The sequence below is a fragment of the Streptomyces sp. CBMA156 genome (assembly GCF_014596515.1).
Taxonomy (GTDB): domain Bacteria; phylum Actinomycetota; class Actinomycetes; order Streptomycetales; family Streptomycetaceae; genus Kitasatospora.
On record NZ_MSJQ01000006.1, the window covers coordinates 1 to 12929 of the forward strand.

10 protein-coding genes, 2 pseudogenes and 3 riboswitches are annotated in these 12929 nt (G+C 73.8%); of the genes and pseudogenes, 11 read left to right on the forward strand and 1 reads right to left on the reverse strand.

Going from position 1 to position 12929, the window contains the following annotated elements:
- From BU198_RS00480 to BU198_RS00520, 9 genes and pseudogenes are all read left to right on the forward strand, one after another.
- Positions 1 to 211: pseudogene (locus BU198_RS00480) on the forward strand (cell surface protein); the annotation flags it as partial.
- 845 nt (positions 212 to 1056) lie between these two features.
- Positions 1057 to 1413, forward strand: a complete 357-nt coding sequence (locus BU198_RS00485; protein ID WP_188294786.1) for a zinc ribbon domain-containing protein YjdM — start codon at positions 1057 to 1059, stop codon at positions 1411 to 1413.
- 153 nt (positions 1414 to 1566) lie between these two features.
- The gene (locus tag BU198_RS00490) at positions 1567 to 3042 is read left to right on the forward strand and encodes an MFS transporter (protein WP_188294787.1); all 1476 of its coding nucleotides are present in this window, start codon (positions 1567 to 1569) and stop codon (positions 3040 to 3042) included.
- Complete coding sequence (locus tag BU198_RS00495) at positions 3042 to 3494, forward strand: MarR family winged helix-turn-helix transcriptional regulator (protein ID WP_188294788.1); 453 nt, start codon at positions 3042 to 3044, stop codon at positions 3492 to 3494. The genes BU198_RS00490 and BU198_RS00495 overlap by 1 nt, the downstream gene beginning before the upstream one ends.
- Before the next feature lie 96 nt (positions 3495 to 3590).
- A riboswitch (cobalamin riboswitch) is annotated at positions 3591 to 3782 on the forward strand.
- 200 nt (positions 3783 to 3982) lie between these two features.
- Positions 3983 to 5482 carry a CoA-acylating methylmalonate-semialdehyde dehydrogenase gene (locus BU198_RS00500; RefSeq protein WP_188294789.1) on the forward strand — a complete coding sequence of 500 codons (1500 nt, stop codon included), beginning with the start codon at positions 3983 to 3985 and terminating at the stop codon, positions 5480 to 5482.
- A 5-nt stretch (positions 5483 to 5487) separates the two neighbouring features.
- Complete coding sequence (locus tag BU198_RS00505) at positions 5488 to 6633, forward strand: acyl-CoA dehydrogenase family protein (protein ID WP_317619892.1); 1146 nt, start codon at positions 5488 to 5490, stop codon at positions 6631 to 6633.
- Positions 6633 to 7712, forward strand: a complete 1080-nt coding sequence (locus BU198_RS00510) for an enoyl-CoA hydratase/isomerase family protein (RefSeq protein WP_188294791.1) — start codon at positions 6633 to 6635, stop codon at positions 7710 to 7712. Before BU198_RS00505 ends, BU198_RS00510 begins: the two co-directional genes overlap by 1 nt.
- Entirely contained in the window at positions 7709 to 8596 is an 888-nt protein-coding gene (gene mmsB / locus BU198_RS00515; RefSeq protein ID WP_188294792.1) for a 3-hydroxyisobutyrate dehydrogenase, read from the forward strand. The genes BU198_RS00510 and mmsB overlap by 4 nt, the downstream gene beginning before the upstream one ends.
- Positions 8593 to 9369 (forward strand): enoyl-CoA hydratase, encoded by a 777-nt coding sequence (locus tag BU198_RS00520; protein ID WP_188294793.1) that lies wholly within the window; start codon positions 8593 to 8595, stop codon positions 9367 to 9369. The genes mmsB and BU198_RS00520 overlap by 4 nt, the downstream gene beginning before the upstream one ends.
- A 65-nt stretch (positions 9370 to 9434) precedes the next feature.
- On the opposite strand, the gene cobF is transcribed toward BU198_RS00520, so the two are convergent.
- Positions 9435 to 10193, reverse strand: a complete 759-nt coding sequence (gene cobF / locus BU198_RS00525; protein ID WP_188294794.1) for a precorrin-6A synthase (deacetylating) — start codon at positions 10191 to 10193, stop codon at positions 9435 to 9437.
- Between the two features lie 136 nt (positions 10194 to 10329).
- Positions 10330 to 10485, forward strand: a riboswitch (cobalamin riboswitch).
- A gap of 275 nt (positions 10486 to 10760) precedes the next feature.
- On the opposite strand from cobF, the gene BU198_RS00530 reads away from it, so the two are divergent.
- Positions 10761 to 11255 (forward strand): acyl-CoA thioesterase, encoded by a 495-nt coding sequence (locus BU198_RS00530; protein WP_317619893.1) that lies wholly within the window; start codon positions 10761 to 10763, stop codon positions 11253 to 11255.
- Positions 11256 to 11328: 73 nt separating this feature from the next.
- Positions 11329 to 11572, forward strand: a riboswitch (cobalamin riboswitch).
- Between the two features lie 155 nt (positions 11573 to 11727).
- A pseudogene (locus BU198_RS00535) lies at positions 11728 to 12929 on the forward strand (5-methyltetrahydropteroyltriglutamate--homocysteine S-methyltransferase); the annotation flags it as partial.

Sequence of the window (12929 nt, forward strand, 5' to 3'; positions counted from 1 at the left end):
CTCCTTCGGCGGCCGGCCCGCCACCCGCCACTCCTGCGGTTCGCGGCTGTGCACCGCCACCGCGCCCGGCCGGCCCGCCACCCGCCACTCCTGCGGTTCGCGGCTGTGCACCGCCACCGCGCCGGCGGCCGACCAGGCGGGACCGGTGGCCGTCACGGTGACCACGGCGGGCGGCACCAGCACGCCGGTGACGTACACCTACGCGCTGTAGCACCCGAACCGGCCCTGCCGATCCCCGGCGAGCCCCGGCCCGGGCCGCCGGGGCCGGACGCGTCCGTACGGTGCCCGCCAGGCCGGACCGGGTCCTCGCCGAGGACTCCGACCGGCCGGTGACCCGGGCCGGGGCCTCCGCGCCCGCGGACGGACTCCGACGGTGAGCGGGCGACTGCCCGGTGGCGGCACCGAACCGTCACCCCGAGGGGAGGACGCCCCGAGGCCGGGCGGTCGTCTGCCGGACCCTTCCCGGGCGGCCCGCAGCTGGCCGGTGGGGCGCGGCGGCCCCGCCTGCGACAGCTCCGAGGGCGATCGGCCGGGACGGGTCGGCGGCGATCCGCCCACCGGATTCCGGGCGGCCGAATGCGTTCTGTACGCTGACCGGCGCCATCTGATGACACGTCAACACGGTGAGGGGAAGGCCCATGGAACCGATGTCCACGCCGGGCAGGATGGTCGGCGGGAGGTACCGGCTCGTCCGTCCGCTGGGCGCGGGGGCATGGGGCAGGCGTGGGCGGCCCGGGACGAGGTGCTGAACGCCGATGTGGCGATCAAGGAGTTGCAGCTCGACGAGGACGGTTCCGAGGGAGGGCATGAGGAGGCGGTCGCCCATGCGATCGCGGAGGCGCGCCACGCGGCCGCACTGCGCGACCACCCGAACATCGTGGCCCTTCGGGGGTTGCCGGCCCGTCGGCGGACAGGTGGTTTGAAAAATTCTTCAAGTTCATACATGCTGGCGTGCCGTCGGATCGGCGCGAGGTGCGTCAGGGTGCCCTCGGCGTGGGCACCGGCCCCGCCGGCCCGGCCCCTGGCCGCCTCGAAACCCCTGGATGCGTTGAACCCATGAGCGACAGCCTGCCCCCGTGCCCGCAGTGTTCCTGCGAGTACACCTATGAGATGAACGCCCTCGTGGTCTGCCCCGAGTGCGCCCACGAGTGGGTGCCCGGCGGCTCCGAGGAGAGCGGCGCCGCGGCCGGCGAGCGTGTGATCAAGGACGCGGTCGGCAACGTGCTGAACGACGGGGACACCGTGACGGTGGTCAAGGCGCTCAAGGTCAAGGGCAGCGTCTCCGGCATCAAGGCCGGCACCAAGGTGCGCAACATCCGCCTGGTGGACGGCGTCGACGGGCACGACATCGACTGCCGTGTCGAGGGCTTCGGCGCCATGCAGCTCAAGTCGAGCGTGGTCAAGAAGGCCTGACCCGCGGGCCTGGACGGCCGCGCCCCGCCGAGGAGATCGGTGTGGGCGCGGCCGTTCCGTTTTTCCCGGGCAGGAAAAGGGTGGAGTCGTCGGCCGAATTAGTTGTATGCTCACAATAATTACAACGACACAACTAACCATGGAGCGTTCGTCATGCCTGATGCCGCCCGACCGCGGCCCTGGCTCGTGCTCGCCATCTGCTGCATGAGCCTGCTGATCGTCAGCCTCGACGTCACCATCCTGAACGTGGCCCTGCCCGCCATCCGGAGCGACCTGCACACCTCGGTGTCCGGACTCCAGTGGACGGTCGACGCCTACACCCTGGTACTGGCGAGCCTCCTGATGCTCTCCGGCTCGACCGCCGACCGGATCGGCCGCCGCCGGGTGTTCCGGATCGGGCTGGTGGTCTTCACCGGGGCCTCCCTGCTGTGCAGCCTGGCCCCCGGCCTCGGCTGGCTGCTCGCCGCGCGGATGCTCCAGGCGGTCGGCGGGTCGATGCTGAACCCCGTCGCCATGTCGATCATCAGCAACACCTTCACCGACTCCCGGCAGCGCGCCCGCGCGATCGGCGTGTGGAGCGGCGTGGTCGGCATCAGCATGGCCGCCGGACCGATCCTCGGCGGGGCCCTGGTGGAGTCGGTCGGCTGGCGGGCGATCTTCTGGATCAACGTCCCGATCGGCCTGGCCGCGCTCTTCCTCACCCGCTACGTGCCGGAGTCGCGGGCGGCCCGCACCCGCAGGGCGGACCCGGTCGGCCAGCCGCTGGTCGTGGTGCTGCTCGCCGGACTCACCTACGCGATCATCGAGTCGCCGGAACGCGGCTGGACCTCGCCCGTGGTCCTCGGCTGCACGGCGGCCGCGCTCGGCGCGCTGCTGGGCCTGCTGTGGTACGAGCCCCGGCGCACCGACCCCCTGATCGACCTGCGGTTCTTCCGCTCCGCGCCGTTCTCCGGTGCCACCGTGATCGCGGTCGCCGCCTTCGCGGGCCTCGGCGGGTTCCTGTTCGTCGGCTCCCTGTACCTCCAGGACGTCCGCGGGCTCGACCCGCTGCACGCCGGGCTGTTCATGCTGCCGATGGCGGTCATGTCGCTGCTCACCGCGCCGCTGTCCGGCCGGATGGTGGCCACCCGCGGGCCGCGCACGCCCCTGCTGCTCGCCGGGACGGCACTGACCGCGAGCGCCGTGCTCCAGGCGGTCGGCTACGCCGAGCACGTGCCGACCGGGCTGCTGGTCGTCGCTTTCCTGCTCTTCGGCACCGGCTTCGGCCTGGTCAACGCGCCGATCACGAACACCGCCGTCTCCGGGATGCCCCGCGCGCAGGCGGGCGTGGCGGCGGCCGTCGCCTCCACCAGCCGGCAGGTCGGCCAGTCCCTGGGCGTCGCGGTGGCCGGCGCGCTGATGGCCGGTGCCGCCCACACCGACCCGGCGGCCTTCACCGCCGCCGCCCGGACGGTGTGGTGGATCATCGCCGGCTGCGGCGTCGCGGTGCTGGTCACGGGTACGCTCACTTCCGGTCGCTGGGCCAGGGCGACGGCCGAACGCGCGGCGGAGCGGCTCGCCGCCGAGGAGGCGGCCGAGGACGCCGGCGGCAACGGGATCAGAGAGACGAAGGGGACGGTGGACGCCTGATGGAGCGCCTTGACACCGGCGGACATCCGGAGCCGGGCGAGGCCGAGGCCGGGATGGCGGCCCGGGTCTGGCAGGGGATGTACGCGCTCGTGCTGGAGCGCCACGACCGCCGCAAGGCCGTCGCCGACGCCCTCGGCATGAGCTTCAGCCGGGTCAGGGCGCTGCGCCGGCTCGCCGCCGGACCGATCACCCTGCGGGAGCTGGCCGAGCGGCTGACCGCCGACCCGCCGTACACCACCGTGATCGTGGACGACCTGGTGCGGCGCGGCCTCGCCGAACGCATCACCAACCCGGCTGACCGGCGCTCCAAGCTGGTCCACCTCACCGAGGAGGGCGAGGCGAAGGCCGCGCTGGCCACCGGCATCCTCGCCACCCCGCCGGACGCCCTGCTCGCGCTGCCGCCGGAGGACATCCGGGCGCTCGACCGGGTGGTGGCGAAGCTCCTGGGCTGAGGCCGGCCCCGGCCCCGGCCGGTCCTCGACGGGCCCGGGCGGGCCGGTGACGGCGCGTCCGTGAGGTGTTCTCACGGGTTGTTGCTCTGGACTTACTAGGACGTCCAACTATATGGTCGACGGCAGGTCCGCGGTGTCAGGGAAGCCGGTGTGAGTCCGGCACGGTCCCGCCACTGTGACCGGGGAGTCCGTCCTCGCAGGAGACGGCCACTGGCAGCCAGCCGGGAAGGCCAGGGGGCGGGCGTCGATCCGGGAGTCAGGATACCGGCCGCGGGTGGTTCGTGTTTTCCACGAGGATGGAGACGACACGCATGACTCCGGGCCGCTGTTCCCGTTCCGCTGCCGTGCTTCCGGTCGCCAGGGTGCTCGACGTCTGACGATCCGTCATTTTCCGCCTGCCCGCAGGCCCGTGCGCCGACTGTGCGCGCGGCCGGGCGGCGGTGCTTCTCCATTCCTCCTCTCCCCAGCGCTGATGAGAGAAGGAACCGATGGTCCGTGAACTGACCCACTTCGTCGGCGGCAAGCGCGTCGCCGGGACGTCCGGCCGGTACGGCGACGTCTTCGACCCCAACACCGGCCGGGTGCAGGCCCGGGTGCCGCTGGCCGACCGGGCCGAGGTCGAGGCGGTGATCGCCGACGCCGCCCAGGCGCAGCCCGAATGGGCGGCCTGGAACCCGCAGCGGCGGGCCCGGGTGCTGCTGCGCTTCCTGCAACTGGTCGAGGGCGAGAAGGAGGAACTCGCCCGGCTGCTCTCCGCCGAGCACGGCAAGACCGTGTCCGACGCCCACGGCGACATCCAGCGCGGCCTGGAGGTCGTGGAGTTCGCCGCCGGCATCCCGCACCTGCTGAAGGGCGAGTTCAGCGACAACGCCGGGACGGGCATCGACGTGTACTCGATGCGCCAGCCGCTCGGTGTGGTCGCGGGCATCACCCCGTTCAACTTCCCGGCGATGATCCCGCTCTGGAAGGCCGCCCCTGCCCTGGCCTGCGGAAACGCCTTCGTTCTCAAGCCCTCGGAGCGTGACCCCTCGGTGCCGCTGCGGCTGGCCGAACTGTTCCTGGAGGCCGGGCTGCCGCCGGGCGTGCTCAACGTGGTCAACGGCGGCAAGGAGGCCGTGGACACCCTGCTGGAGGACCCGCGCGTCCAGGCCGTGGGCTTCGTCGGCTCCACGCCGATCGCCCAGTACGTCTACGCCACCGCGGCCGCCCACGGCAAGCGGGCGCAGTGCTTCGGAGGCGCCAAGAACCACCTGATCGTGATGCCGGACGCCGACCTCGACCAGGCGGCCGACGCGCTGATCGGCGCCGGGTACGGTTCGGCCGGCGAGCGGTGCATGGCGATCTCGGTGGCCGTCCCGGTAGGGGAGGAGACCGCGGACGCCCTGGTGGCCAAGCTGGTCGAGCGGATCGCCGCGCTCAAGGTCGGACGCTCGGACGACCCGGCGGCGGACTTCGGCCCGTTGGTCGGCGCCGACGCGCTCGACCGGGTCCGCGGCTACCTGGACCTCGGCGTCCGGGAGGGCGCCGAACTCGTCGTCGACGGGAGGGAGTTCCGACTGGAGGGGCACGAGGGCGGCTACTTCCTCGGCGCCTCGCTGTTCGACCGGGTCACGCCCGGGATGCGGATCCACCGCGAGGAGATCTTCGGTCCGGTGCTCACGGTCGTCCGCGCCGCCGACTACGAGGAGGCGCTGCGGCTGCCCAGCGAGCACGAGTTCGGCAACGGCGTGGCCATCTACACCCGGGACGGCGACACCGCCAGGGACTTCGCCCGGCGGGTGGACACCGGCATGGTCGGGGTCAACGTGCCGATCCCGGTGCCGGTCGCCTACCACACCTTCGGGGGCTGGAAGCGCTCCGCGTTCGGCGACCTCAACCAGCACGGCCCCGACTCCATCCGCTTCTACACCCGCACCCGCACCGTCACCTCGCGCTGGCCCTCCGGGGTCAAGGAGGGCGCGAGCTTCACCATGCCGACGATGGGGTGAACGCCGTGCACGCAAGTGATCTGACGGATGATCAGGCAGCCATCGCGGCCGCCGTACGGGAGTTCGCCGCCGAGTGCCTGGCGCCGTACGCGGTGGAGTGGGACCAGACCAAGCACTTTCCGGTGGACGTGCTGCGCAAGGCCGCCGACCTCGGGCTGGCCGGGGTCTACGTCCGTGAGGAGGCCGGCGGCTCCGGACTCTCCCGGCAGGACGGGGTGGTGGCCTTCGAGGCGCTGGCCGGCGGCTGCCCGTCCATCGCCGCCTACCTGTCCATCCACAACATGGTCGGCTGGATGGTCGACCGCCACGGGACCGAGGAGCAGCGCGCCCGCTGGCTGCCCGCGCTCTGCTCGGCCGAGCACCTGGGCAGCTACTGCCTGACCGAACCGGGGGCCGGTTCCGACGCCGCCGCGATCACCACCCGGGCGGTGCGCGCCGGCGACCACTGGGTGCTGGACGGCGTGAAGCAGTTCGTCTCGGGTGCGGGCGCCGCCAGGGTGTACCTGGTGATGGCCCGCACCGGCGAACCGGGCGCCAGGGGCATCTCGGCGTTCCTGGTGGACCGGGACGACCCGGGCCTCTCCTTCGGGCCGAACGAGAAGAAGATGGGCTGGAACGCCCAGCCGACCCGCCAGGTGCTGCTGGACGGGGTCAGGCTGCCCGCCGACCGGCTGCTCGGCGGCGAGGGCGAGGGCTTCCGGATCGCGATGGCCGGCCTCGACGGCGGCCGGCTCGGCATCGCCGCCTGCTCGCTCGGCGGCGCCCAGAGCGCCCTGGAGCGGACGACGGCGCACCTCGCCGACCGCGAGGCCTTCGGCGCCCGGCTGCTGCACGCCCAGGCGCTCCAGTTCCGGCTCGCCGACATGGCCACCGAACTGGAGGCCGCCCGGGCGCTGCTCTGGCGCGCGGCGGCGGCCCTGGACCGCGGCGACCCGCGGGCCCCGCAGCTGTGCGCGATGGCCAAGCGGCACGCCACCGACACCGGCTTCGAGGTGGCCAACCAGGCGCTCCAGCTCCACGGCGGCTACGGCTACCTGGCCGAGTACGGCATCGAGAAGACCGTCCGCGACCTGCGGGTGCACCAGATCCTGGAAGGGACCAACGAGATCATGCGCGTCATCGTCGCCCGCGGCCTGATCGGGGCCGCCTGATGGGGGCCGACACCACCGGGGCCGACGACGTCCTGGTCCACCGGGAGGGCCGGGCCGGGCTGATCGTCCTCAACCGCCCCAAGGCCCTCAACGCCCTCACCCACGCCATGGTGCTGCGGATCGCCCGGGCCCTGGACGACTGGGAGCACGACGACGCCGTCGCCACCGTGGTCGTCACCGGCGCCGGCGAGCGCGGGCTCTGCGCGGGCGGCGACATCGTCGCCATCCACCGCGCCGCCACCGGCGGGGACCGCGCCGCCGCCGAGGGGTTCTGGCGCGACGAGTACCACCTCAACGCCCGGATCGCCCGCTACCCGAAGCCGTACGTGGCGCTGATGGACGGCATCGTGATGGGCGGCGGGGTCGGCGTCTCCGCCCACGGCAGCGTCCGGATCGTCACCGAACGCAGCCGGATCGCCCTGCCGGAGACCGGGATCGGCTTCGTCCCGGACGTCGGCGGCAGCTACCTGCTCGCCCTCGCCCCCGGCGAACTGGGCACCCACCTGGCCCTCACGGCCGGCTCGGTCGGCGCCGCGGACGCCCTGCTGTGCGGGTTCGCCGACCACTTCGTGCCCGCCGGGCGGCTTCCCGCCCTGCTGGACGACCTGGCCGTCCGGCCGGTGCACGACGCACTGGCCCGGCACATCGCGGCCGCACCGCCCGGGCGGCTGGCCGGGCAGCGGGAGTGGATCGACCGCTGCTACGCCGCGCCGACCGTCGAGGAGATCGTCGAGCGGCTGGCGGCGGCCGGCGACCCGGCCGCCGGGGAGGCCGCCGGCCGGATCGCCGCCAACTCGCCCACCGCCGTCAAGGTGACGCTCGCCGCGCTGCGCCGGGCCCGGGCGCTCGGCCCGCTGGAGGCCGTCCTCGACCAGGAGTACCGCACCTCCTGCGCCGCGCTCGCCACCGCCGACCTGCCGGAGGGCATCCGGGCCCAGGTGATCGACAAGGACCGCACCCCGCGCTGGAGCCCGGCCGACCTGGCCGCCGTGCGGGACGCCGAGGTCGACCGCCACTTCGCGAGGCTGGGCGAGCGTGAGCTCGGCCTCTCCACCACGAGCACCCTGGAGCGCTGGTGAGCCTGAACATCGGATTCGTGGGGCTGGGCAACATGGGCGGCCCGATGGCCGCCAACCTGGTCAGGGCGGGGCTCCGGGTGACCGGCTACGACCTGGCGGAGGACGCCAGGGAGCGCGCGGCCGGGCACGGCGTGGCCGTGGCCGGCTCGGCGGCGGAGGCGGTCGCGGCGGCCGAGGTGGTCGTCACCATGCTGCCCGCCGGGCGCCACGTCCTGGAGTCCTACCGGGAGTTGACGGCGGCGGCGCCGCGCGGCGCGTTGTTCGTGGACTGCTCCACCATCGCGGTCGGGGACGCCCGGATCGCCGCCGGCCTGGCCCGCACCGCGGGGCACCTGGCGGCGGACGCGCCGGTCTCCGGCGGAGTGCCCGGGGCCGAGGCCGCGAGCCTGACCTTCATGGTGGGCGGCTCCGACGCCGAATTCGCCGAGGCGGAACCGGTGCTGGCGGCCATGGGGCGCACGGTGGTGCACTGCGGCCCGTCCGGTGCCGGGCAGGCCGCGAAGCTCTGCAACAACATGATCCTCGGCGTCTCGATGATCGCGGTGAGCGAGGCCTTCCTCCTCGGGGAGAGCCTCGGGCTCAGCCACCAGGCGCTCTTCGACGTCGCCGCCACGGCCTCCGGCCAGTGCTGGGCGCTCACCGCCAACTGTCCGGTCCCCGGGCCCGTCCCGGCCAGCCCGGCCAACCGCGAGTACGCGGCCGGGTTCGCCGCGGCCCTGATGGCCAAGGACCTCGGGCTGGCCGCCGACGCGGCCACCGCCTCCGCCCTGCCGGCCGAATTCGGGCGCCGGGCCGCCGAGTTGTACGCCTCCTTCGCCCAGGGCGAGGCGGCCGGACTGGACTTCTCGGCCATCATCACGACGCTGGGAAAGGGTGCCGAGTGACCGGCTACGAGACGATCCTGGTCGAACGCAGGGGCCGGGTGGGGCTGATCACCCTGGACCGGCCCAAGGCGCTGAACGCGCTGAACACCCGGCTGATGAACGAAGTCGTGTCCGTGGCAACGGAGTTCGACCGGGACCCGGAGATCGGCTGTCTGCTGGTCACCGGCTCGGAGAAGGCCTTCGCGGCCGGCGCCGACATCAAGGAGATGCAGTCGCTCGGATTCGTCGACGCCTACCTCGGCGACTGGTTCGCCGCCTGGGACCGCTTCGGTGCGCTGCGCAAGCCGGTGGTCGCGGCGGTGGCGGGCTACGCGCTGGGGGGCGGCTGCGAGCTGGCGATGCTCTGCGACGTGCTGCTGGCGGCGGACACCGCGAAGTTCGGGCAGCCGGAGATCAAGCTCGGGGTGATCCCCGGCATCGGCGGCTCCCAGCGGCTCACCCGGGCGATCGGCAAGGCGAAGGCGATGGAGCTGTGCCTGACCGGTCGGATGATGGGCGCCGAGGAGGCCGAGCGGGCCGGACTGGTCTCCCGGATCGTCCCGGCGGACCAGCTGCTCACCGAGGCGCTGGCCACCGCCGGGACCATCGCGGCGATGTCCACCCCGGCGGCGGTCATGATGAAGGAGAGCGTCGACCGCGCTTTCGAGACCACCCTGGCCGAAGGCGTCCGCTTCGAACGCCGGCTCTTCCACGCCACCTTCGCCACGGCGGACCAGAAGGAGGGCATGGCGGCCTTCGCCGAGAAGCGCCCGCCGGAGTTCCGGAACCGCTGACGCGCGGCGCCGCCCCACCCCCGGGGCGGCGCACCGCGGCCCGTCAGCCGTCAGCCGTCACGCCGTCAGCCGTCCGACCGGCGCAGCAGGTAGGTGTCCATGATCCAGCCCTTGCGCGCGCGGGCCCGCTCGCGCAGCTCGCGGATCCGCGGAGCGGCCTCGGCGAGCGGCCCGGAGACGAGCACCTCGTCCGGGGTGCCGAGGTAGGCGCCGTAGTGGATCTCCAGCCCCGTGGGGTCGACCTCGGTGAAGGCGGCCCGGCCGTCGAGCATCACCACCACGTCGTCCACCCCCTCGGGGAAGCCCTCGGCGAGGCGGCGGCCGGTGGTGATCTGCACCGGGCGGCCGACCCGGGTCAGCGTGGTGCGGTGCGCGGCGGCGAGCGCGGAGACGCTGCTGATGCCCGGGATCACCCGGTACTCGAACGGCACGCCGCCCCGGGCCGACACGTCGTCCACCACGGCGATGACGCTGTCGTAGAGGGCCGGATCGCCCCAGACCAGGAACGCGCCGCTCTCGCCCTCGCCGAGGTGCTCGGCGACCAGCCGCTCGACCAGATCGGCGCGGCGGACGCGCCAGTCGTCCACCGCGGCCGTGTACGCGGGAGTGGCGCGGTCGCGCTCCGCGTCGGGCACCTCGACCACGCGGTGCCCCGGCCGGCCGTGCTCGGCGAGCATCCGGCGGCGCAGGGTGATGAGGTCCTGCCGTTCCTCGTTCTTGCCGAGGACGAAGAAGACGTCGGTACGGCCGAGGGCCTTGACCGCTTGCAGGGTGAGGTGGTCGGGGTCGCCCGCACCGATGCCGATGACGAAGATCTGCCGCATGGGGACATTCTGCCGTCCGGCCCCGGGTGTGATCCCCCGGGCGGGCCCAGGCCGGTGGGCGGTGGCTGTGAGCTGCGCCGATGGACGTAAGCTGGCGGGGCAGCTGGTTCGCCCCGTCCGCCAGGCGGGGTGTCGCAAGAGGGAACCCGGTGCGAGTCCGGGACTGCCCCGCAGCGGTGAGTGGGAACGACCGCCGTCATGTGCACCGGCCCGGAAGCGGGCCCGGGAAGCGACGGCCAGTAGGTGCCCGTCCCGGTCGGCCGGGAGGGCGTGCCCACGAGTCCGAAGACCTGCCGCTGCCCGCGTGCCGTGCCGGCCCGCGGTCCCACCAGGACCCCGAGGGCGGGTCGACGGTGCAGGCGGGACGTGTCCGGACCGCTGCCTGCCCCTTCGCGTGCCCGGGGTGTGCGAAACCGCGAAGGAGAGTTCCGTGAAGCGGAACACCGACCACGATCCCCACGAGCCCGTACGCCGTGGACACCGGCCCGGGCCCGACGGCCCGCGGAGCCGGCACGCCGGGCGTCCGGCCGCCGCCCCGTCCGGCGCCCTGACGGGCGGGCCGTCGCTGTGACCAGCCCCTCCGTGCTCTCCCGCACCCCGGCCGAGTCCGCGGTGACCCTGGCCCACATCATGAGCGACCACGACACCAACCTCTACGGGACGGTGCACGGCGGCGTGATGATGAAGCTGATCGACGACGCGGCGGCCGCCGCCGCGGGCCGGCACGCCGGTGTCACCGCGGTCACCGTCTCGGTCGAGGAGATGTCGTTCCTCGCACCCGTCCGGGCCGGAGACCTCCTCACCGTCCGGGCCCGGGTCGACCACGTCGGACGGACGTCGATGGACGTGTCGGTGGCGGTGACCTCGGAGCGGTGGAACCTCACCGGGCCCGTCACCAGGGTGGCGACGGCGCACCTGGTGTTCGTGGCGGTCGATGCCGAGGGCCGGCCCCACCGGGTCCCGGAGCTGCTCCTGGAGAGCGCCGCCGACCGGCAGCGCGGCCGGGTGGCACGGGAGCGGCGGGCCCGCAGGACCGAGCCGGAGCTGGAGCCCGCCGAGTAGCGGCCCGCGGCGACGACGTCCCACCATGCGGACGCCTTTCGAGATTTCCGCCTCGGCGCCGCCGGTTTGCCCCTAAGCTGACGGAGCAGCTGGTTCGCCCTGTCCGCCAGGCAGGGCGTCGTAAGAGGGAACCCGGTGACGCCTTTCAATCGGCCAGTCCGGGACTGCCCCGCAGCGGTGAGTGGGAACGACCGCCGTCATACGCACTGGGCCCGGGAACGGGTCTGGGAAGCGACGGCCAGTAGGTGTCCGCCCTGGTGAGGCCGGGGAGGGCGCGCCCACGAGTCCGAAGACCTGCCACTGCCCGTACGCGACCGTTCGCGTGCGGCCATCCGGTGACCTCGTGGGCGGGTCGGCGACCATACCTGGCGGGGCCGTGCGCGTGCACGGGTATCCGTCCGGTTCGTCATCCCTTCGCGTCCTCGTGCCGTCACCGGGCACTTGAGGAATCAGGCTCGCGAAGGAGAGTCCCTTGACCACGAAGTCCGCAGCCGCGGCGAGCGTCGCCACCGTGCACGGCTACCCCCGCCAGGGTCGCAACCGTGAACTGAAGAAGGCGATCGAGGGGTACTGGAAGGGCGCCGTCACGGCGGAGGCGCTGCTGGCGACCGCCGCCGGCCTGCGCCGGACGAACTGGGCGCAGCTCGCCGAGGCCGGGATCGAGGAGGTCCCGACCGGCGACTTCTCGCTCTACGACCACGTGCTGGACACCACCGTGGCCGTCGGTGCGATCCCGCTCCGGCACCGGGAGGCGGTGGACGCCGACGCGCTGGCCGGGTACTTCGCCATGGCGCGCGGCACCCAGGAGGTCGCGCCGCTGGAGATGACCAAGTGGTTCGACACCAACTACCACTACCTGGTCCCCGAGTTGGGGCCGGACACGGTGTTCGCCGCCGACCCGTCGAAGGCGGTCGGCGAGCTGCGGGAGGCGCTGGCGCTGGGCCACACCGCGCGGCCGGTGCTGGTCGGCCCGGTGACGTACCTGCTGCTGGCGAAGCCGGCGCCGGGAGTGGCCGAGGACTTCCAGCCGATCACGCTGCTGGACCGGCTGCTGCCGGTCTACGCCGAGCTGCTCGCGGCGCTCAGGGCCGCGGGGGCCGGGTGGGTGCAGCTGGACGAGCCCGCGCTCGTCCAGGACCGCACCCCGGCCGAACTCAACGCCGCCGCCCGCGCCTACCGCGAGCTCGGTGCCCTCGCCGAGCGGCCCAAGCTGCTGGTCGCGAGCTACTTCGACCGGCTCGGTGAGGCGCTGCCGGTGCTGGCGAAGGCCCCGGTCGAGGGCCTGGCGCTGGACTTCACCGGCCCGGCCGCCGCGAACCTGGACGACCTCGCCGCGGTCGGCGGGCTGCCCGGCAAGCGGCTGGTGGCGGGGGTGATCGACGGGCGCAACATCTGGATCAACGACCTGGAGAAGTCGCTGGCGACCCTGGCGACCCTGCTGGGCCTCGCCGGCACGGTCGACGTGGCGCCGTCCTGCTCGCTGCTGCACGTGCCGGTCGACGCCGCGGCGGAGCGCGACATCGACCCGCAGATCGCCCGCTGGCTGGCCTTCGCCAGGCAGAAGGCTGGCGAGGCGGCGCTGCTCGCCCGGGGCCTGCGCGAGGGCACCGGCGCGGTGACGGCCGACCTGGCCGCCAACCGCGCGGACCTGGCCTCCCGGGCCGGCTCGCCGAT